General features: G+C 39.9%; 19 protein-coding genes and 1 pseudogene. 3 read left to right on the top strand and 17 right to left on the bottom strand.

Annotation, left to right across the window (positions count from 1 at the left end; translation table 11 throughout):
• Positions 1–2: 2 nt before the first annotated feature.
• The 15 genes and pseudogenes from RMY63_RS37910 to RMY63_RS37840 form a co-directional block, all read right to left on the bottom strand.
• Positions 3–329, bottom strand: a complete 327-nt coding sequence (locus RMY63_RS37910) for an SDR family oxidoreductase (protein ID WP_322733610.1) — start codon at positions 327–329, stop codon at positions 3–5.
• Positions 323–523, bottom strand: a complete 201-nt coding sequence (locus RMY63_RS37905) for a hypothetical protein (protein ID WP_322733609.1) — start codon at positions 521–523, stop codon at positions 323–325. Before RMY63_RS37905 ends, RMY63_RS37910 begins: the two co-directional genes overlap by 7 nt.
• 41 nt (positions 524–564) lie before the next feature.
• A pseudogene (locus tag RMY63_RS37900) lies at positions 565–966 on the bottom strand (IS5 family transposase); the annotation flags it as partial.
• A gap of 18 nt (positions 967–984) precedes the next feature.
• On the bottom strand, positions 985–1,326 hold the full coding sequence (locus RMY63_RS37895) for a hypothetical protein (RefSeq protein WP_322733608.1): 342 nt from the start codon (positions 1,324–1,326) through the stop codon (positions 985–987).
• 19 nt (positions 1,327–1,345) lie between these two features.
• Positions 1,346–1,477, bottom strand: coding sequence for a hypothetical protein (locus RMY63_RS37890; RefSeq protein ID WP_322733607.1), 132 nt, complete (start codon positions 1,475–1,477; stop codon positions 1,346–1,348).
• A 185-nt stretch (positions 1,478–1,662) separates the two neighbouring features.
• On the bottom strand, positions 1,663–2,232 hold the full coding sequence (locus RMY63_RS37885; protein ID WP_322733606.1) for a hypothetical protein: 570 nt from the start codon (positions 2,230–2,232) through the stop codon (positions 1,663–1,665).
• A 312-nt stretch (positions 2,233–2,544) separates the two neighbouring features.
• On the bottom strand, positions 2,545–3,042 hold the full coding sequence (locus tag RMY63_RS37880; protein WP_322733605.1) for a hypothetical protein: 498 nt from the start codon (positions 3,040–3,042) through the stop codon (positions 2,545–2,547).
• A 496-nt stretch (positions 3,043–3,538) separates the two neighbouring features.
• Positions 3,539–4,498, bottom strand: coding sequence for a tyrosine-type recombinase/integrase (locus tag RMY63_RS37875; protein WP_322733604.1), 960 nt, complete (start codon positions 4,496–4,498; stop codon positions 3,539–3,541).
• Complete coding sequence (locus tag RMY63_RS37870) at positions 4,465–4,641, bottom strand: hypothetical protein (protein ID WP_322733603.1); 177 nt, start codon at positions 4,639–4,641, stop codon at positions 4,465–4,467. Before RMY63_RS37870 ends, RMY63_RS37875 begins: the two co-directional genes overlap by 34 nt.
• Before the next feature lie 118 nt (positions 4,642–4,759).
• Positions 4,760–5,845, bottom strand: a complete 1,086-nt coding sequence (locus tag RMY63_RS37865; RefSeq protein ID WP_322733602.1) for a TnsD family Tn7-like transposition protein — start codon at positions 5,843–5,845, stop codon at positions 4,760–4,762.
• Entirely contained in the window at positions 5,809–6,324 is a 516-nt protein-coding gene (locus RMY63_RS37860; RefSeq protein WP_322733601.1) for a hypothetical protein, read from the bottom strand. Before RMY63_RS37860 ends, RMY63_RS37865 begins: the two co-directional genes overlap by 37 nt.
• Positions 6,308–8,536, bottom strand: coding sequence for a Mu transposase C-terminal domain-containing protein (locus tag RMY63_RS37855; protein ID WP_322733600.1), 2,229 nt, complete (start codon positions 8,534–8,536; stop codon positions 6,308–6,310). The genes RMY63_RS37860 and RMY63_RS37855 overlap by 17 nt, the downstream gene beginning before the upstream one ends.
• A gap of 21 nt (positions 8,537–8,557) precedes the next feature.
• Positions 8,558–9,379 carry a TnsA endonuclease C-terminal domain-containing protein gene (locus RMY63_RS37850; RefSeq protein WP_322733599.1) on the bottom strand — a complete coding sequence of 274 codons (822 nt, stop codon included), beginning with the start codon at positions 9,377–9,379 and terminating at the stop codon, positions 8,558–8,560.
• Between the two features lie 276 nt (positions 9,380–9,655).
• A complete protein-coding gene (locus tag RMY63_RS37845) occupies positions 9,656–13,225 on the bottom strand; it encodes a plasmid replication protein, CyRepA1 family (RefSeq protein WP_322733598.1) in 3,570 nt (1,189 codons plus the stop codon).
• A complete protein-coding gene (locus RMY63_RS37840; protein ID WP_322733597.1) occupies positions 13,222–13,608 on the bottom strand; it encodes a hypothetical protein in 387 nt (128 codons plus the stop codon). The genes RMY63_RS37845 and RMY63_RS37840 overlap by 4 nt, the downstream gene beginning before the upstream one ends.
• A gap of 689 nt (positions 13,609–14,297) precedes the next feature.
• Between RMY63_RS37840 and RMY63_RS37835 the strand changes: the two genes are divergently transcribed.
• The 3 genes from RMY63_RS37835 (at position 14,298) to RMY63_RS37825 (ending at position 18,720) form a co-directional block, all read left to right on the top strand.
• A complete protein-coding gene (locus RMY63_RS37835) occupies positions 14,298–15,764 on the top strand; it encodes an NB-ARC domain-containing protein (RefSeq protein ID WP_322733596.1) in 1,467 nt (488 codons plus the stop codon).
• An 8-nt stretch (positions 15,765–15,772) separates the two neighbouring features.
• Entirely contained in the window at positions 15,773–17,632 is a 1,860-nt protein-coding gene (locus RMY63_RS37830; RefSeq protein ID WP_322733595.1) for a protein kinase domain-containing protein, read from the top strand.
• Between the two features lie 77 nt (positions 17,633–17,709).
• The gene (locus RMY63_RS37825) at positions 17,710–18,720 is read left to right on the top strand and encodes a hypothetical protein (protein ID WP_322733594.1); all 1,011 of its coding nucleotides are present in this window, start codon (positions 17,710–17,712) and stop codon (positions 18,718–18,720) included.
• Here the strand turns inward: RMY63_RS37825 and RMY63_RS37820 are convergent.
• Both RMY63_RS37820 and RMY63_RS37815 read right to left on the bottom strand, forming a co-directional pair.
• Complete coding sequence (locus RMY63_RS37820; RefSeq protein WP_322733593.1) at positions 18,678–21,110, bottom strand: CHAT domain-containing protein; 2,433 nt, start codon at positions 21,108–21,110, stop codon at positions 18,678–18,680. The two genes, RMY63_RS37825 and RMY63_RS37820, sit on opposite strands and share 43 nt — an antisense overlap.
• Positions 21,111–21,266: 156 nt before the next feature.
• A complete protein-coding gene (locus tag RMY63_RS37815; RefSeq protein ID WP_322733592.1) occupies positions 21,267–22,112 on the bottom strand; it encodes a hypothetical protein in 846 nt (281 codons plus the stop codon).
• Between the last annotated feature and the right edge of the window lie 160 nt (positions 22,113–22,272).

Raw genomic sequence — 22,272 nt, 5'->3', positions numbered from 1 at the left:
TGCTAGTCAAGCATTATACTCATTTTTGATCCTATTTTTTGTTTAAGTCCCGCTATTTCTTCTGGTTTACCCAATCGACCAATAGGATGTAAAGATGCAAACTGAATTTTACCTTCTTCATCAAGACCACGAGTTAGCATATCTGTTTCAATTCCTCCAGGGCATACGCAATTAACCCGGATATTGTCTTTAGCGTGTTCTAAAGTTAGTGATTTAGTTAAACCAATAACACCATGCTTGCTAGCAACGTAAACGGAAGCATTAGGCAAACCAACCAGTCCAAGAATAGAAGCATTATTGACTATGACACCTCCACCTTGCTTTAACACTCACTGCGCTCCTGCTCAAACTTTTTAAGCTCGTAGGCAGTAAGACCGCCAACGACCTCACCTTCTTTCAATGCGGCGATCGCAATGAAGTAGTCACTATCGAGCAGTTGCCGCAGGTAGTCTGCGCTAGGGGGATTTCCATAGGTCTCCACCTCATCGAATGCCTCACCAAAGGTCGCTAATAGAGCTTCCATTAATGCAACGTCCTCTGGCACGATCTGTTGAATGCTTAATGCTCTATCGGCTGATCAATCTGCTCTAATATGTCTGTTAGCACTTCACAATCAGCCATATCATTAGTAGTTACCACCGCACCTAGAATTTCACCACTGTTCTCATCAACTCCTAAATGCAACTTGCGCCATGTCCGTCGTTTACCAACCCCATGTGTGCGGACTTTCCATTCACCTTCACCATAAACTTTTACCCCAGTCGAATCCACCACAACATGAACAGCTTTATCCTTTGGTATAACTGGCAGTTCTACTGACAACTTGGTTAAACGACGAGATAGGGTAGAGTGATCAGGGACTGTTAGCTCAATCCCCATGAGTATGAATAGCGATTCCAAAAACCCCTCTGCTTGCCGCCCAGGTAGATGAAACACCGACTGAATCGTTCCCATAGTGGCGATCGCCAAGGAAACCTACTTTTATTACACACCGTTATGGCTTGAGTAATGAGGATATAAACGATACATTAAATTATTCAGATGGCATTTATTATGTGTAAGTAATACTTTTCCCATCGAAGGAGGTTTGTCTGCTTGTGCTGAAGCTGGCTTTGGCATAACTAATACCAGATTTAATGCTTTTATCCAGCAGTTGCGTTCAATTAAACCCCAGCCAGGGCACTTACCAGTAAATAAATCCCCAGCCTTCGTGGGTAGATCGTGGGCGTAGTCGGTTATTCGTTTTAATAAGGCTGGGGATTTATTTTTATGGATCTCCCCAGGAACTTTCTTCAATGTAGAACTTACCGCAAGCTGCCAACTCAAATAAGAATGTCATTTGTACTCAAGCGCGGTGGATTCTCTGATTCTTGTCAACAGGCGATCGCTTGTAAATAATTGAAACAAAATGCCGACCAATGGTCGGCAAAAGACCATCGCGTTGCTCCCGCTGGAGTGCCAAAATATCGAGTGGCATATCAGCAAGCACGTGTTTTTTAGTCTTGTTTTGTTAACCAAATTGGGTGGGTTTAAGTCCCCTGGTTCCATAACCGATCAGTTTTGTGGTCGGTGTAGCACCCATTACAAAACTGTACTTCCGACTTCCAACTTCCAACTTCCGACTTGCGACTTGCGACTTGCGACTTGCGACTTGCGACTTGTTTAATAAACTGGATGATAAAGCCCGTCGTTCTCGTTAAATCGCCACGAACGATTACCCAAATCGCGGTCTTGTGTCCAGCGTTCAAAGTCCTTTTGGCGCAAAGTTGCACGTTTTTCTTCGATGGTGGACGCGCTAGTGCCAAAACGCGAGGCTAATTGTTCTGCATTACGGGGTTCAAGCTTGACTGGTGCACTCGTTTGATAGGGGTAAGCACTTGATGGTTTGCTGCGTGACCTTGATGTGTTGATGGTATTTTGCATTTGTAACAATACCCCTTCAAATCGTGCCAGCTTTAAGAATAGTTCTTCTACCTTGGCAGAAATGTTGCTTTCTCTTTCCAGAGAAAGGTTTTCAATATTAGCTTGTAACCGGAGAAAATCTTCTTCAAGTTTCTGTAAACGATTTTCTACACTTTCTTTTGTACCTGGCACATCGTCTAAAATCTGCTGTAGACCTTGAATTACCAATTCTGTAGCGGTTGTTTTACGTTTTCGTGCAGCAAGGCGAAGTGCTTTAACCAGGGTTTTCGGTAATCGGAAGTTAATCGATTCACGTTCTACGTTTGTCATATTTGTACCCTTTAGCCCTGGTATAGACAGTTTACCACGTGAGGTCAGATTTTTCACGTATTTATAGGTGTTTGGAGCAACTGTATAGAATCTTATTACTGGCAAAATAGCCCTCCCAGTAACGATTTTCTTTATTGTGTACATACGCTTGAAGCCAATTGTATAGAAAGCATTGTAACGCTTGACTTCCACCGGACTCATAGAAGTGAACAGTGTGTGTAGACGTGGTACAGAAAATGTATATACAGAAAAAATTTATTCTAGTATGGTGCTAACTGGACAATTGTGGAACAGAGAAAGCCAAAAACCGTGCTATTCTTCATCCTCATCCTCATTTTCATAATCTGCATAATCTTGACCATGTTGTTCGTACCACAAACGTTCTTCTTCAAGATCCGCTTCTGGCTGTATTCTTTTCCTGTGTGCGATTTCTGTTTCTAGAATTTCTTGCTGCTTCTTTTCCTTTTCAAACCTTTCTCTGTCTTGGGTTTCTTGCTCTACCCTTTCCCTCTCAAGTTTGATTAATCGCTGCTCGACTCGTCCACAGTAGAAATCTAATGCTTTACCCGTCGCGGCTCCAGTAACTGTTCCACCGGCTAGAAAGATCAGTCCGGTTTTCCAGCCTTGAATCGGGCCACCGCTCCACTGCAAACTTTTTTGATTGAACCACACCAGCACAGAGAAGACAGAAATTCCAACTACTGTATTGATCGGAGCAAAAATTCTTGGTGTCATCTGAGTCTGTCGGAGCATCAGCCACTGTCCCAGCCAGAGTATTGCACCAAAAATCACCGCAGCGCTCGCGCTCATTACAATACGATCTGGATATCTGAACGGATCTAGTGCCATATTAATAATCAATGGCACAAATATCAGCGCACAGAGCAAGAAGCCAATGAATAAGCCAGCAATACTTATCAGGGTCCAGTAGCGACCAAGATAACCAAGGCGGGATTCCAATATCCACTCTTGTACTGGAAGCATTGTGATGTAAAATGCGATCCCTGCACTGACGTAATCGAGCATTGGCAGAAGTTTTACCCGTGTGTTGCTCTGTATTTTACACAAGTTTCTGTGTGATAGCTCAAGCGCCCAGGCTCAGGCGATCGCTTCAGTTGAAGAAAATTCATTTTTGACAACGGGCGCGAATTGACAAATAAATATAGACATCACCCCGTAGCAATTCCAGCATCAACCATCTGTCAAAATATTATTGATACGGCTGTTGCTTTTATTACTGGTAAGGGTCTTATACCATTTCACGAATTCAATTGGTATTAGTCGCTGCTGCCGATCGCAGATTGGCTTATTCCCCGTAAGGAACGTGCAACAATTGAACAGCTTGGCGCTTAAATTCCTCAGAGCGCAAATCATATTTTGCGGTGGTTGCTGGATCGGCGTGTCCTGCCAGTCGGCTCACTGTCAAAACATCAACACCAGCAGCAAGCAGATTAGTAATAAACGTGCGCCGAAAATCATGTGGGCTAAAAGCAGCTACGTGAGCACAACTCGCCCGTTTGCGAAGAATCGTCATCACCGCTTGGTCAGTCATTCGCCCAATCTTTATATGACCACCTCGCCGTACAGGACAAATTAACGCTCCAGGCGCATTACCTCTCTCTACAAGCCAATCTTCTAAAGCTGCTACCGCCCCTGAAGGCAAATACACTGTCCTCGCCTTCCGCCCCTTACCCTTGCGTACAAGCAAAGAACTATCTTCTGTCTTGTAATCCACCGTGTCTAATGCTACGAACTCCGACCGACGTAGACCAGAGCCACTCAGAATCGCAATTAGTGCTGCATCTCTTTTCCCAATTGGCGTGAGGTCGTTTTTGCAATCGTTCAAAAGTGCAGCAATTTCACTCGGTTTTAACAGTCGTCCTCTTAAAGGTGAATCCCCCCGTACACTTTTGAGATTTATTGCTGTTGCATAATCATCAGTAGTGATTAACCCCAAGTGATGGGCTTCTTGCAACACCCGCCGTAAGGCACAAAGCATCCGGTTGACAGTCGCAGGGGCATACTGTTCCATCAACACTGAGCGAATTGCCGCCGTGTGCTGGTAGCGCAACTTTGACCAATCCAATGACAATGCATCACTCTCAACTGGAGCCGTCAGCATTCGGGCGATGACATTTAGTGATTTCTCCATCGTCCGCCGTGAACCTGATGTCAAACTCGACAAATAAACTGCGGCAGGGTGAACTGTCAACGGCTTGGGCGCTGCTAAAACTAAGTCAATTTGCCGTGTCGTTTCTCTTGCCATGACGATTCAGCATACACCTGCTGTCCTTGAGCCAAGTGCATCTCTAAATCTTCATTCTCCCACCAATCGATTGCAGTCCCTGTAGAGGAATAATAAAGTTCAACAATTTCGAGAGCTACAACCCTTAATTTTTGGTTATCCATCACAGATACCAGAAAAATAAAGTTGAACAATAACTGTCCTCAGTTGAGTTCAGTTTAGCAATGTATAAGAGCGCAGGTCGATTTTTTGAATAAAAAAGTTCAACAATATAGGGTCTGATTAACCGGAGTCTTTTCCTACACTATCATTCAAAGACTTCCACAAAGCTTCTAGCTTACGCAACATAGTCATTGGACTCTTGCTATAATTAAAACTAAGGTTGTACGCAGCTTGCTGAAAATTTCGTCTATCAACAACGTTTAATTCCAAATATTTTTGTTCCCATAATTGACCAAACGTCACGATTCTTTCAAATCGAAACTTATCAACTTTAGTCAAATTCACGCCAATCTTACTATATTGAAAACCGCAATCACACTCAAAAGTGCCTATAGGATTTTTTATATAAGAATAGGTCGAATTTAGATCATTGCTTAAGAGCATCACTAACTTCGTAACCACAGAATGGAGATAGTGTTCGCAAGCAGGATTTAGACAAAGCCAAGGACCCTTACCAAAAGGTTTATATTTAGATTTACGAGCCAAAAATGTTGAAGGCGAATTCCTCAAAAATCTAATCATTAGCAGATGCATTACCGGGTCAAAAACCTCCAAATGTAATCGAAAAATTTTAGATAAATTTATGTTGTTATTACTGACATTTATACCAAGAGCCTCAAGAAATTCACTTCCATAAAAAGACAAAAATTTCTGTCGTAAACCTTGCTCATATACCTGACGGTCTAGAGTCGCTAAATTCCTCTTAATCAATAAAACTATATATTGGATATGAAACCAATCTAATTCCTTAGAAGGAAGCGATTTGAAGTCACAGGTCATTAACCACTCAATATCAGATGCAATTAGGCGTAACCACTTCTTAGTGGACTCACTGTAATTTCTCGTTACATTCGATATAGGACAGTTTTCCAAACTAGCAATACCAACTTGATACCACTTATTATTCCAGATAGGTACAATGCTATCGTTTAAGACAACATCATGAATTGTGCAGACAAGAACACCAGGTGTTTGGTGAAGTCGATGCCAATATGCCTCGCCAAATGTATGCAAGTCTTCAAAAAGGCATTTTGGACAAAATCTAAAATATTTTGGCAGATAAACCGAGCTTGCTATTCCTCTATAAATATATGTTCCTAACTCTCCTTTCATGTAACCCAAAATAGCTGATTTGCTGTCAGGCATAAAGACTGCATACATGGGGTACAGTGTATCGGCCCAATGATTGTCAACCCAGATGCCGAGGTGGGAACATCTACATACTCCTCTAAGTTAAAACCTCCTCCAGAAAGCACCGCCTGATAAATTTGACCGCTACGCAGTGCATATTCTGGTTGCAAAGGATTTCGCCTCAAATAACCTTGCATAATTAATACGCAAACTACCTGTTGTAAATCAACGGTTTTATTCAATGGGTCAAAATATCTCGATAGTCGCTCAATACAGTGAAATCTGTACTGAGGCTCTAGTTCTCTTTCTGAAGATTTGCACGTCGGAAGTCGTGTCACATACTCAACAAATTTCTCTCTAGAAAAGATAGGAGGAAGAGAGCGAATTATTGGATTTGTATTATATTCAGACAACTTGTGGTCTCTGTATTTAGCAACAGCAGCCCATTCCCCGTTGGGAATTTTAACCCATTCCCACTCATTCTCTATGTTCATTAACATGCTCCTGGCGCTTCTTTCTCAGAAGCTCCAAATGGTCAGGCTGTAATGATTTATTTTCTTTAGAGTCAGAATTTTTGCTCGGCATAACTGTCTCAGGAATAGGAGTTTCTGTCTTAGCTAACTCGAACCCCTCATAGTCGCGTCGTTTAGCCTTCTCTGAAGCTCTATTTCCCCTAATCCCAGCAACTTTTTGGGTATCGCTTACCCTATTATCAACAGTTACAGAGGCTAAATCATTAGCTCTGTTGACAACGCTTTCAATGTCAGCTATTAAGTCAACACAAGCTTGAAGTTCATTGCCTTGATTTTTCTGATAAAGCCACTCTTCATAAGCGAGTAAATATTCAATATCATGTATATTTTTCTGAGAAAAACGCTCTTCTGGGTCTAAAAGAAAGCACTTCTCAAAATCTCTACCATCAGGAGAGCGGACATAGATAAAATTGGGTTTGCGATAGTCGTAAGAAATATCTAATAATTTATCTGATTTGGAGAGCAAATTACTTCTAGCTTTTTCAAACCAGAATTCTTTCAATGCTTTCTCACAACTGTAATACATCCCCTTAAATTTGATGCCGCGAGCAGTGATGGTCGCTTTATTACTTGGCATCAAATTTAGCTTGATGATATCTTCAGGAAAAGTCCTGAGTCTACCAGAACGATTTTCTATCCCCCACTTCCATAATTCTATGGGTATGGGATTTACATTATCAGTAATCATCATTTCTTCCCTATCATAACTGGCCAGGTAATGATGATTATTGTGATAGCGAATTAAGTGGATAATAATTTCAGTAAACTGCTCTATGTTAACTCTGCTATCAAGACGATAGTCTCGCCCCCCTCTTTGTCTAAAATCTGTGTCTATATAACCGGGTAAAAATGGTTTGACATGACCATGAATTGTACGGAAGTACCTCTCTACTAAACCCTTCCAATCAGCACGGTAAGGTGCAGCATTTTCAATTCGGACATTGAGATTTGGGATTAATGTCTCTACTGCCATCCCTGCAAGTTCGCCTCGGTCGCCCAAAATTGCATCTGGCAGATGGTGGCAAGGCCATTCTGTAGAGGAAATATTAATGCCATATTCCTGACAAAACTGTATTTTATCTGTGGCTGCATTAGCTAGAGCCATCATTGCTCCTGTCCAAGAAGGCCCCTCTAAACCAACATAAACCCCCACAATCATTCGGCTGAAAACATCAATGATTACATAAATTACTGGTCTGCCAATAATCCAGTTAGAGTTGTACTTAGAAACCAAATATACATCTGCAATTGTGGCATCAATTTGGTATCTAGAACCGGGACCAATGGTTTCCATCTTAGATGTTCCTAAAATTGCTCTATGCTCCAAAGCAAATCTTTTCGCTCCCTTTCGTTCTGTAATGCTTTTTTTGATATCTGATAGTTCTACTTCATACCAGTATTTCAATTGAGTGAATGTCGGTCGAAGTTCGGGGGGAATTAATAGGGATTTTTTTACCCCATTTTCGTCATAACGAATATCTGATGAATAATATTCCCTAATCATTAATTTATAAGTAGTCCTCAAAGAATTCTGTTTGTCATTGTTGTAAAATTTAGCTATGGAAATTCTAAAAATTTTCAGATCATCGTCTGTTACATTAATCCCTACACCAATTTCTGGTTCGTGGGCATATTTTCTTGGTCTTCCTCGTTTCTTTTCTCCACATTTTTTTGGCTTTCCGAGACCTCCACAATTTGAATAGTCAGGTAAAAGCGCATTTTGATTTTTCCCTCTCTGCCAGAATCTTCTCAAATATTCATAAACTGTTTTTTCGACTAATTTATTTTCACTTCTACCCTGGTTATATTGTTCAACAACCTGCTTGATAAGCGAACCCCGTGACGAACGATAGTATATGTCCGGTTCTTTTTCAACCAGGGATGAAATTAGTGACCAAGCATTTTCTCTATAATCTTTTTGTATCTTGGTTAAATCTTCATCACTCAAATGCCTTGCCCAAGGGTCTTGTTTAAGCTTCAATGCTTGTTCTGTATGAATTGCAACTCTTATTTCTGAAACTTTTTTCGCTTCGGGAAACCCTTTCTTGGCATTTATGTCAAAAACAAAGGCAATGTTATAACCAGAATCAATCCACAGAACTCTCTCAATCAAGTTGGGAGGGCCTGAGTCTATCCATTCTATGAGGTCGTTGACAAATAAATTATTATTCATTCAATTTTTTCTGATGCCTTGTTACTTAATAATAATTTTTTGAATTGTTTGAACTGAAGGACAGCTAGATATTTTGGTTGATTCCATATCCATTAATATTTCTTTGGTGGCAATCAGATGCTTAAAAAGCATTAGTGATGTCCCAGATTCTATATTCATTTCTCTGTCTAAAGCTGTTGTCACTTTGTTGATAGTGGCACTACTTTTTTGGAGCCGAGACTTTAAAATACTTGAGAGTCCTCGTAGTTCCTCAACTGCCATTTCGGTAGTCGCTTCTAAGGAGTAGGAAGAATGAATCCACTCAATATTCAGAGCTAAAAGCCTGGGAATTTCTTTTTCTGTTACAATTCCCCAGTCAATATTTTGGTCAGCATAATAGCGTCTTTCTAACTCAAATTTCTCAGCTACTGATTTTTTTTCCAAATCTGAAGATGGTTTGACTGTTCGAGCAATTTGAACTGACTTACCCGATTTATTGGCTGTTAGCATGAAGTCAGTAGTTAAAACGTAAGGTATACCGCTAACTGGGTCAGTGGGGTATTTCATTCCCATGTCACTAGCTATACTCGTACATAAGTCTAGGTTGAGCAGGGGGAATTGCTCCCTGATATCTACGACAATATCTGACCACTCGAACAGATAAAACAGTCGCCGCTCATGGTCTGATAAGAAATGATGCACTCGATTGGTCTTCCAACCAGGGCTTCTTGCCGATCTGCCCACTGAGGGGAAATCGGAGACAGTGATCCAAGGCTTATACTTCTCTCCACTACCTTGACCGCGACCTTCTTTGATGTAGCGTTCAAACTTGGCTTGAGTCCACTCCTGCCTACCTCTCGCCATAAAGCTTACCTTTCTGGATCTGCCCAGACCATGCACATTCAGAAATTGTAGAACTTTTTTATTTATTGTTGGACTTTATTATTTATTGTTGAACTTTTTTATTCCTCTACAGTCCCGCTTTAACCCCATTTCTCAAGAGAAAAAATAGCTTTGGTAAATTCGAGTTTCCATAACCTATTTTTTCGACTCCGAAAACAAAGTACAGCAGTGCAACGCTTTGGGAGTTTGAGTTGAATAAAAGGTGAACGCATGAATCTATAGGTTTTCATCGTTAAATTACCCCTTCATAGGCAACACTTCTTCACTTAGCAAGGCGTAAAATTCCGGTACTGCCGACTCCAGAAGTCGCAGTTCATTTGCCGCGATTGTCTCCAACTCCAGCACCGTCTCCCAGCGCAAATCACTCCGCCATCGCTTGAGAATGCCTTTAATCGCGTCCACTCCCTTGGCAATACCGGAGCGAAGTATTTCCACGCAGTGGAGTAAGGTAGTCCTGTCAGTGAAGAGAGCAGAGGGGCAGGGGGACAGGGGGGCAGAGGGGAAAGAACTTGTACAAATTTCTTCTTTGCTCCTCAACTCCTCAACACAAGTGCTCCTGTGCTCCTCCACACAAGTGCTCTCATCTGTAGTATCCTCCCCTTCTTTATGGGAGTTACTTATAGCATTAAGGGGGGGGGTGGATACGGGATGCTGATTAGGGTTTATACTATGTACAGCAGGGGTTTGGGGAGCGTAATAGGTGCGGAATTCTTTTTGATTGCGCTTTGCCACACGATGAGCAATTACCTGGAGAGCAAATTCCAATTGCTCTTTAGATAAAGAGAAAAGTTTTACCTGTTGACCCCGTTTACCTTGCTTACGGAAGGTCAACTTTAGCCCCAACTGCTCGACTAAAGTTCCTAGCAACCAAATAGGTTTACAGTCACTAGGGATGGTAAACCCAAGAATTGCTTTGACGTGAGCAGCACAATTAAAGGCAATCGCTGTCATGTTAACTAATTGAGTATCATCGGCAGTAACTTCATCACCCCTCACTAAACGTTTGAGAATGTGATGCAGCCCCAGGTTAAATCTAGCCAGCCACCGTGCCGAGTAATTACCCCAGTCGATGCACAAAGGTAAATTGTCCCGCTCGGTGCGGTCTTTTTGGGTGACAATTGTTGGTGGTGTAGGATAAATTCGCCCAGTTTTGGGGTCAGCAATTGATTCTTCGGCTGGGGCTAAAATGGCCTCAAGTTCAGCGATTGCTCCTATTAAGCGACCGCCTTTATCCATTTCTACAAGTGATTCTGTTACCTCTAGCCCGTAGGAATCAAAGATACGAAACTTTTCACATTCAAAAATTTCGCTAGGGTCAAGGTAATCTTTGCTTTGACGGGCGCGATACTCACTGGCGGTAATATTGTTCGCTTTGGCAACAGCCGAATTGTGGGCACGATCTATTGCTTGTGCTGCTGCTTTTAGATTTTCTCTTGCTTGATAATCGTCATCGCTTCCTACACATATAAATGTATTGCCCATTTCGCTGAGGAGCGATCGCAAATCATCACGCAGATTATTGAGAGAATAGTGACGGTTGCCAAGAATTTGACAATAAGCTTCAAGCGCCCAATCTTTCTCAGCACCACGAGAGCCTGTTTCTCGGTCGATCCGCAACACAAAAGCGGTCATTTCATTGGTTTGGAGGAGGCGTTCTTTAATCTTGTTGGCGTTTGTATCCTTATAACCAAAGGGAGGACGCGGGGCCACCCAAATATGAAATGGGACTTTTGGACGATAGCGGTACAGTTGTTGAGCGCACTCAGTAGCAGTTTGAGAAACGCCGTGAAAGACACCAAACACTAAATCAAAATGATACTCCGAGATATCGACACCAGTTCCAAGACTGGGAGAGGTGAACAAGGCATCGAGGTTTTTGACGGCGTTGGTGATATCTTTGATGAAAGCGACATTCTCTTCACTTCCAGAATTGTCTGAATGAACCGACCAGATGCGCCATTTTTGAGGTGTATGGGATTGTGAGGAGTTAGATTCTTCGCACTTAATAGTAAAGGATTTGTCGAGTTTCTTGATGAAACGCTTGGAATCACTAACAACCATGATTTTTTGCCCAAGCATCAGCGCCGCGGAGATTTGAGCGACTAGGGCGCTAGAATCACTGCCTTCATACCAATATATAGTGCGATCTCCATTTCTCCATTCGTTTTTGAGGATGTAAGGAATTTCATCTTTTGGCCGCATTGCAACAAAGAAGTCTACTGTCAAATCATCCATGTGTGCGTCGGCGATGACGACCAGTGGCGCGTTGTATACTATATATTCCAGGACTTCTAGGATTGCTGCACGATGTGATTTGCAAGTATTACTGTGCAGTAAGTGCGTGAGATACTGGCAAGCTTCATCAATAAAGATGCAACCGTAAGTCAGCGCCTGGGTATTGAGTTTGTGCAAACTGTCAATGGTAATCGATAGGGCTTGGGCCTGGGCTAAACCTGTGTAGCCCAAGTCTGAATAGATCTCCGTCTGCAAGCGTTCGGCAAGATTTTTCAACAAGTTAACTCGATGCCCGTTGTTGAGGAACCGCGCTTGAGGGTTTTGGTCACGCCACCAGCGCATGAGTTGGGTTTTCCCCGTACCCATGTCACTCCAGAGTACAACCAGTCCTTTTTCTGGAAAACGGAAACTGGGGGATTTCTTCGATTTAGAAGTTTCATTAGAATCAGTGGATTCCTTCTTGACCTTGGCTTCGTTAATAGAGGGACTAAATAATTTTTCTTTTTCGATTTCGTAAAGCGGCTGAACTGATGAACATTTTTCTGATAAGTCAGGAATACAGAGTGCTTGGGTCAAATATTTAATATTGACTGTGACATCCGGTTTGTACTTAGAGAGTCCCCATTTTTTGGCTCGATAGGAGCGCTGGTAATCTTTGAGTGATTTAGCATCGTCTATGATTGCAGTTACTAGTGCATTGGCATCTTCAGTGCGACCAACTACAAAATCATCAACACCTTTTTCTGGCCCCGGCAGTAATGCAACTTCGCATTCACAACCAGCAGACTCAATTGCTTTTGCAGTGCGAACAGTTGCCTGGTAAACTAACCACCTGGTTTTAGCTTTAGTTTCGTAGTCAAATAAGATAATGAACTTGCGTCCCGGTTGTGCCAAGGGCATTAAGTCTGGGTGGAGTTGCTCATCGAAATCTTTCTTGCCCACGCGCCCGTTCCAAATTCCCGGCAGTGCGATGGCTACAAACCCCAGACTGAGTAAGCAAGCGGCTTTCTTCTCCCCCTCGCATAATATTATTGGAATCTCTGGGTGCTGCTTTACCCACTCCCAGAATATCAGTGGATTGAGTTGATCCAGTAAGCGCAGTGCCAAAAGTGAATGATAGCGCTTAATTAAATAGCGTTTTGCTATTTTGTCCCAAATACAGTTGCGGATATCAAAGTAGGTGACGCGGTTGGGAGTTTTTGGGGGTGATTCATATTTAACTGGTTTACCTTTTGCCCAATCAAAGCGCGGAAAGTTGGGCTTTAGCCGCCCCCACTCCATTGGTTGCCAGTTTTTGAACGGGTCAAGGGACTGAATCCAGGTTCCCCCCAGTAATAAATGCTGATATTGCCTTATGTATGCATCTGTAACTCGACCTGCATTTTTTCGAGGGATTTTATCACTGATAAATAGGTAGTCGTAAACTGCATCTCCTTCTATGTGGAAGAAGTTGCGCTCGATTAGGACAGGGTGGATGGCACTACCAACTGCTAACTCATGGTACTCTGTGCTCGTTAAGTTGTTAGGGGGAGCAAATGTTTCAGGCGGGGATGATATGGAGTTATTCTTCATAACTGCTCCCCAGTGAAACCAAAATATACCTCACCTAAAGCCCAAGATGCAGCTAGTCCTCTGGTAAAGGCTATTATTTCTCCAGTCTCTAGAATCACGATGCCCGTTAAAAGAAAATCGGGCGACATGATAATCACTAGCCCTAAATTAGGTTCTAGTTCTTGCACTAGTGAAAGCAACTGTTCTTTTGCACCCACGAGCAACCCATAATCTGACCAGTACTCGCTCGTGATGACGAGCGCTTCTCCCGTCATCACTCTCAGGTTTTCCAGCCATACTCCCACTGGCTGTTTCTCAATTCTTGCCGTTTCAATTTTGTCAGATAGCCACTGCCAAAGTTTTGTCGGTGCGGGAGCGATCTGCGTTAAGCATTCATTTTTCACGATTTTCCCTCTGATTGTTGGTTTGCACCATCAGAGGGGGTTGAATCAGCCACAAGCTATCAGTTAACAGCTATCAAGGATTTTCCTCACCGATAACTGATGACTGATAAGCGATCGCGTTAATATGCACTGCTAGTTTTTAACTACAAAATTCGCAATCTTTCTTTATCAAACCTAACTTTACAGAAACTTATGAATTTCGACAGCCAAAAACTACCACAGCAACTTGTAAAAGTTCTGCGGTAACTCCTATAATAGGAGCTGGCAGCGTGGAAAAAACTCAAAGGGCAATTTTAGTGGTCGTCTCGGTCGCCAAACTTTAACAACCGCTTCTTTTGTTCCTTAGAGATCAACCCCGCTCTGAATACCTATGAAATTAAAGGTTCAACAAAGCGCTACTCCTTAGTGGCGCTTTGTTCGTTAAATGTTGGTATTTTTATATACTCACCTCCATGTCTCCCTTGAATTAGCTTGATTTTACAGAAGTTCAGAGTATTTGGTATCTGGAAAATTTTAAATTTTTAATTCAAATTTCTCCATAACGGTATACCTATTTTTTCTAGAAAAGTCGCATTTTAATCATATACCTTAGACAACCATTTTCGGGATCTAAGTTTAAGTTAAGTTTTGTAAATATTTAGACAATTTAGATGTTGTCGGTAAAATCAATATATAAATGTAAAGTATAGGTGGTAGTAGTTTTAGAACTGCCTAAAAATATGAATCAAGGTATAAAATTAGACAGCATCACTATAGAATTAGTACTAGAAATTTTAGGAGAACAAGTACTTAAAGTTACTGGTAAAGAATTAACAGAAGCTGAAAAAGTTGTTATCAGGGGTGCTTGGGATGGCAAAGATTATAGTGAAATTGCACATACTTCTGGGCATGGAATGTATTACTTGCAACAAAAAGTAGGGCCACCATTATGGACGATGCTTTCAACAGTTGTTGGTAATGGAGTGAAGGTAAAGAAAGCTAACTTGAGAGATATTTTACTCAAAGTAGTAAAGAAGGATTATTTCAAAAAACTAGAAGTAACCTGCCAGGACAATGATTCTCTAGTTGGCAGGACTAAAATTCATGGGGAATTGCCAGAAATAGAACATTTTTATGGTCGAGATGAAGAAATTAATTCTTTAAAAAATCAAATTAAGCTTTTTAAACAACGCTGTATATCTATAACTGGAGTTGGAGGAATTGGAAAAAGCTTGTTGGCTGTAAAAATAGTAGAAGAGATACTTTTTGAAAATCAAGATTTATACGATTATGTTATTTGGAAGAAAATAGAACGTTTTTCGACAATTCATGATGTAGTTACAGAATTAATTAAAATTTTTAATTTAGGAGAAAACGAAAACAATTTTAAAGTAAAACTATCTTTGCTTTTTAAGGAGCTTGCATTTAGAAGATGCTTGCTCATATTAGATGGATTTGAAAATTTATTACAAACAGGGTTGGTTGAAAGAAAAATAGAGTTCGATAATTTTTTTGATACAATTACAAAGGAACAGTACTTGAGCTGTACGATTATTACAAGCCAAGTACCTTTAAAAGAATTTGTATACACAACTATAAATTTGCCTATTTTGCATCTAAAGCTACAGGGGTTAGAACTAAATGCAGCAATAGAAATGTTACACGAAAAAGGTTTGAAAGGAGAAGAATGCAAAGAGCTAATTGAAACTTATCGCGGTAATCCATCAGAATTAGAGGTAGTTGCTAATAAAATTAATCGTTATTTTGGAGGAAGTATTCAGAAGTTTTTTGAGTATAAAACTACTGTAATGGGATCTCAATTTCAATTAATGTTACATTTGCAATTTGGGAATCCTGGGTTTTTAAGTCAACTACAAAGGCAAATATTGATTTATTTAGCGGAGCAGATAGCAGAAGATCCAACTCCAGTTCCATTTTCTATGCTTCTTAAGTATTTAAAAGAACAATTGAAAGAAGTATCAGTTTCTAAAGTAATGACAGAAATGGAGATTTTGGAGCAGCGTTCATTAGTTGAAACTAGTAATGGAATAAGCAAACAAGAAATTAGCTATGGCTTACAACCAGTGGTGAAAAAGTATATTTTGATAGATCCACTTGGTTTAGTATATAAAACTTGTAAGCGAACACAGTTGACTAATTATGTGGAGGCAGGGTAATATCCTCTGTGGTCTACTGTATAAACCCATTTTGTTCGCAGCGTGAAAATCCTGATGATGCTGACCATTGTTTAGCTTGTGGTAATCCCCTGCTAATAAATGGACGTATTCGTTTACTGCGTCCGTTGCGTTCTTTAACTGAAGACCCATTCACTTATACAGACATATTTGAGGTTGAAGATATTGGCACTTCTTTGTATCCAAAAACTCAAATAAGAGTAATGAAAATATTAAAGTGGATCGACGATCCTAAAATAGTTGAGCTACTACGACGGGAATCAATTATATTACAAACTTTAGATCATCCTGGAATTCCTAAGTCTAATAGAGAAGATTATTTTACTTTTACGCTAAAGGACAATATTTTAGTAATGCATTGCTTAGTAATGCAGAAATTTGAAGGAGAAGACTTAAGACAATGGATAAAAACATATAGGCGAATTTCGCAAGATCTCGCATTGGACTGGTTATCGCAATTAATTAATATACTCGATTTTATACATAGAAATGAGTATTTTCATAGAGATATCAAACCAGATAACATTATTCATCAACCTGATGGGAAAATAGCACTGATTGATTTCGGTGGGGCGCGAGAGATTAGTAGAACATTCTTAGCGAAACTTAGTACTAATGGAGGAACTAGTACAGGAACTAGTATGGGTTATGAAATAACTGCTGTTCGGTCAGCTTATTATTCTCCTTTAGAGCAAATTCATGGACAAGCTGTACCGCAGTCAGATTTCTATGCACTAGGTAGGACTTTTGTTTACTTAATTACAGGTATTCCTTTAAGTAATATTAAAAGTGATGAGAAAACAGGAAAACTCCTTTGGAGAGATAAAGCAGGTCATATAGATAAGCCCTTAGCTGACTTGATTGATGATTTAATGGCTCCTTTTCCAGGTCAGCGCCCTCAAAATACTCAAATAATTTTGCAGAGGATACAAAAGCTTCCTCTCCAAACTAAAATTCAGAGGATAACTAGGTCTAAAACATTTGTAATTAGCGCATTAATTACATCTATAAGTTTATTAGTTTTTATTTTTTTTAAAAGTATTTTACCAGCAATAGCTAATAGTTTTGTTTCTCAAGGAGAGAAGTTAGAAATAGCGAATGATTTTCCAAGTTCCAAAAATCTTTTTAATTTAGCTACGAGTATTCATCCTCCAACTAAATTTACTGTCTCAAAATTTTATTTAGAACAAGCTTCTCGTAATATTAGTAACTTGCAATTGGCTAAAAAATATTATCAATTAGCAATAAAATATAACGAAAGAGATTTGGGTGCGTATAATAGCTTGGCTATAGTTTGCCGACAATTAAGAGAACTCAATTGTGCAATTGACGCTTATAAACAAATTTTAAAATTCAAGCCTGATTGGGAAGTATATTATAGGTTAGGCAGTTTTTATGATGATGAAGGAAAAGAAGAACTAGCTCAACAGCAATATCAAATAGCCATTAAACTCAACAATAATGCAGTAGTTGCAATTAATAATTTATCTCGGTTAAAAAATCTAAAAGAAGATTATAACCAAGCTGCTCAACTGGCGTTGGAGGGGTTAAGCAAAACTAAAGATCCCAAAATACAAGCTACCTTATACAAAAATTTAGGTTGGGCAAGATTGATGCAAAGAAAGTATAATGAGGCAGAAAAATATTTACAAAAAGCAATTGATTTAGACAATGAAAGAATAGATGCTGTCTGTTTGCTATCTCAAACGCAAGAAGTATTGGGTAAAATTAATGAAACTAAACTTTGGTGGGAAGCTTGTATGATTGCTAAATCCAATATACCAGAGGTTTATATTTGGAGGCAGCAGTTAGTAGACCGCCTGATTAATAATTCAAAACCTACTAATTAATTCAAGAGATTTTTGAGCGTTAATTTTCAACTAGTAGCTGTAGATAAAATTCGATGCAGGACTCACCCAATCTTACTATGAAAAAAGTTTTTAAAGCTGGATTTGCGTTCGTTATATCAGCTTTGCTTTTTTCAAACTCTAACACTGCATTAAGTCAGCCCCATGAAAGAGTAAAACGTGTATGCACTAAGAAGATTGGTCGAGTTTATATGGGAGATCGCTACCTAAAGCCAGGAAGCCAGCTTTGTCTGGGAGATCGCATTAACCCAGTTAATGGAAAGACGGCGAAAGCTTTGTGCTACTTGAATGGAGAATTTTTATATTTTAAGCAGAAAACCATTTTTGATAACTCTATATGTGCAATCCCACAAAATATTGTAGAGCTGTGTACAGGAATTAATCCAAGTAGATGTTATATCTCTAAAGGCCCTGGTGATGATAAAGATGTACCAACCTTAATTAGTCCTTATGGCAGTTCAATGTTGAGTACTAGACCTGTAATTTCTTGGTATGGCGTTTCTAGAGCTACTAGTTACACAGTAATTGTTAGCGGTTACGAGTTTTACTGGGAAATAACAGTAGATAAAAGCATTACTACACTGCCTTATCCAAAAGAACAAAACCAATTGCAGTTTGGCAATACCTATAAATTTACAGTTCTTGCAAACGTTGGCGATACTCCTATTACTTCTTCCGAACCTTTAGTAGTTAGTGTTTTACCTCAAGAAGAGCAAGATGTTATTTTACAAAAGGTGAAGCAGGTTAATGAATTAGCCTTACCTTTGGATGAAGCTGCAATTTGGGATAAGGATGCTGTATATATGTCCAGAAGTCTTTTAAATGAAACGATTGAGACATTAAAAGCAACAGAAGCAGCAGGAAGTCGAAACCCTACTCTTTACCGAGTACTAGCAGATCGGTATTTAGAGGCATGGTTGCCAAAAGAGGCACTTCGTGAATATACTTTAGCAGCGCAACTGGCAAAAAGTACTAATAACTTAGAGGAACTAGCTCGTATAGAAGAAGGACTAAAAATAATAAGTTTTTATAACCAGCCGCCAACTAGTACGAACCCAGCCCAAAAATAAGGGTGAGTGTATTTAGAATTAGATGACAAACTCAATTGCGCCTGACGTAGTGCCTCTGCTTTAGTCAAACCATTTTTCATCGCTTTGTAGAATTCTTGCATGAGTACAGCTGTAGACCCCTCATCTACCAACCATAAGCTGGCAATTACACTCTGTGCGCCAGCTTGTGCTGCCACTCCAGCGATTCCTAAGGTTGAGCGCTTATTACCTTTGGCTGTTTGACAGGCACTTAAAACTAATAATTCGATTGCATTTTTATTAGACTGAACTTTACGTTTAAGTAAGCTATCAAACTCTAATATATTAATTGCTTTATCATAAGCTAAAAATACAGTTTTATCAGAGTTAGAACTAAATTGCCCATGAGTACTGATATGAACAATTGGAAAATCATTTTTAGTTAGTTCTTTTTGAAACTCTAAACTTGTAAAATTTTCATTCAATAATACGGTTGAAGAAGTAGTTTCTTTTTTGACATCTGCAACTTCTACTACGACTCCTGATAGTGGTTTCAACCCTTTTGGAGCATTTTTATCATTAAAACTAGGGCTTTCTTTACTAAGCCCAGCGATTAAAGCTGTGAATTGGTTTTTAGATAAAGATTTTGGTGACCGAATTTTAGAACCCAATGTTTCTGCAACACTATATTGGTTTATGAAATAATTTTTCCCATCATGGAGCAAACCCATTGGCAGGCTTTGAAAAGATGTATCTAAAGCAAACACTATCGTTCCTGACGACGGTATATGCGTCTTAATGGGTGCAATCAGTAAGCTATATAGATTTTGATAATACGATATAATTGATAATTTGTTAATAGAAAATAATTTAGGTGATTGTAAGATGTCTAACAAATTATTAACATAGCTCCCGATCGATTTAGCATCAACAGAGTTACGAACGATATAATGATTAGAAGATTGAGCAATTACTTCTATGCGATCGCCTAAATCAATAATATGAATTATTGCAGTTGTGTTAGGCAAGCTTTGAAGCTTATTTAAAGCTACAACATCGATTTTCCCACATTTTAAAAAATTTTCTAGTTCTGCGATTTGCAGTTGTTCGTTCGTCTGAATTACTAACTCTAGATTGGGGTTAGGTGATGAGAGCAGTAATCGCATATATTCACGATAAACAGGTTCTACTTTCTCATAAAATGAAAACTGTAAATCTGCATTACTTGCTAAGAGATTATCGCGAACTTGCGTCAGGTTATTAATTGCAGTACTGTAAGCTTTAAGAGCTTTGTCATAGTTTCCTTGTTTGTAGTACTCTAAACCCAATTCGTGCTGCCATTCATAAGCGATATCAAATGCCTGAATTGATTGAGCTAAAGTCATAGCTTGTTCGAGATAATAGAGCGAACGCTCTGGTTTTTTTTCTAATTTGCCCAGTGCGCCGAAAGCATTCGACATTAGTCGCTCGTCGTTGGTACTTTTTGCTATTTGCAAAGCTGATTCTGCATATTGGACGGCTACTGAATATAATTCCTCGTCTGGAATTTGATTAAGACTATTGGCAAAGTTTAGTTTGGTATAAATAGATTGGCTAGTAGGTAATTCAGAGAATGCAGAAGCATTTTTCAGTATATTATCTACTGAAGGCTGAATCTGTTGATTGATTTGAGTTTGAATTCCAGCTAACTGTGTATTACCTGAATTTGATTCTGCCGTTAACCACTTTTGAAAGTCTAACAGTAAGCTCAAACGCTGTAGTTGCGCTTGTAGTCTGATTCCGATTGGTGCTGTTGGGATATTAATCAATGACTGGTAATCATTGAGCAATTTGAGTGCTTGTTTTTGAATAAAATTAAAAGTTTCTTTTTGAAAAACTGGTTCCTCTATCCAACTATATTTATCCCGTGCCTGTTGATAAAGAGATTTTCCAGTATTATTGAGCGATAGCGAAATTGCACTGATATCAAAATTATCCAATTGTTGAGCAATTGATAACGTTTTTCTTAAAACTAATTCTGATTGAGATAATTTACCTAACTGGCGCAATACATTGCCTAAGTTTTGTAACCCTAGTAGGTGTACGGGTATGGGGTTCAACTTGTTAATTTCTGCATCAAGTAGCCTTTTCGTAGAATTAGCAGGCTCAAGAAGCGAAGTGGAACAGATTTCAGTATCGAATTTCAAAGCTTTGGCAACTATCTTGCAAGCTCGAAGATGTAAACCCATAGCTTGTAGAGCTACGTTCTGATTGATTAAGGTTCCTGTGATTCCCTCTGTATCTTTAAGATGTTCATAAAGTTTTGTAGCTTGCTGCCAAGTCTCAAAAGCTTCTGCTGTTTGACCGAGATCGAGTTGCCTTTGACCCTTGTGGTTGAGTACTTCAGCTTGGCGCTGTTGGGCTTGTTTACTTACTTGCTCAGCTAGAATCATACATGGCTGGCTTATGGCTATTGTTAACGCTAGAATGCCTAGTAAGAGGTATTTGAAAAAATATCGAAAACGAATCATTGCTATTGCTAGTAAAACTTTAAGAACAAAAAGCCGTAGATTAATTGCGATCGCCCTTACGTGTATGCCGTGTCGATCTCAATTCCTCCTGATTTCTGTAACAGATGATACTTTTGCTGTAGAGGGTTGCTCTTGACATTTAGAAGCAGACACTTGGGCGTAGGGGTTTGGTGGATTGGCTTGTGCGGTCAAGACTACATCTCCATTAGCATTCAATATCCAACCTTGGGCTTCTACAATTTCTATGGGTTCTCTAGTTGTTAATGGCTTTGATTGTTCAGAATTATCAATAGACCCAAGCCCAACAGAATTTCTTTGCCAAGTAGAACTTTTGTCTAGCTGGTTGTCAGAACTAGCTGCTAGCCCCCCAGTACCGCTATTGACAAATGTACTCGCTACTCTACCAGAACGACCCTGACATACTGATGCAATCTCTGGTGTTTTTGCGAGATCCTGTGGTTGTACTTTGGCAAGGCTGGGATTTCTGTTTTGGAAGTTGACCTGTACTGTGCCGTCAATTCCTCGTTGAGAACTAGCTGTAATCTGCGTATTGGGGGAAATAAATAGTCCCTTGGTATTGATACGTATGTTACCCCCACGCCCACGGAATGCGTTCGCTGTGATGGCGCTGTTGTTCGAGGCACTGAGGATGTCTGTGTCGATGCGGATGTTGCCGCCATTGCCAAAAGTGCCTTGTGTACCAGCAGTTGCAGAAATATTGGCAGAGCGTAGCTGAATGATTTTCGAGGTTATACCGATGTCGCCACCCTCGCCAATCGCAGTGGTTGCAGTAATGCCGCCAGCGCTAGTGATGCTGATTCTGTCGGCGTTGATTTGGAGTGTGCCAGCGTTGCCGAGGCCGTTGTTTCTGACGGTAACTTGGGCGCGGTTACTGATGCTCAAGTTTCGAGTGTTAAGGGTCACATTGCCTGAATTTCCTTTAGTAACCTGTGATAAGTTATATCGCACTCTCAAATTTTCATCTGCAACACCTGCTGATGAAGAGATCAAGCTTGAACTATTTGAAATCCAGGGCGGCCGCATCTTATTTACTAATAAAAATTAAAACAAATCTGAAAATGTT

This window comes from Nostoc sp. ChiQUE01b, from assembly GCF_034531255.1.
In the GTDB taxonomy this organism is placed as follows: domain Bacteria; phylum Cyanobacteriota; class Cyanobacteriia; order Cyanobacteriales; family Nostocaceae; genus Nostoc.
The sequence above is the reverse complement of the archived record's forward strand: the minus strand, read 5'-3'. Positions and strand labels throughout refer to the sequence as shown.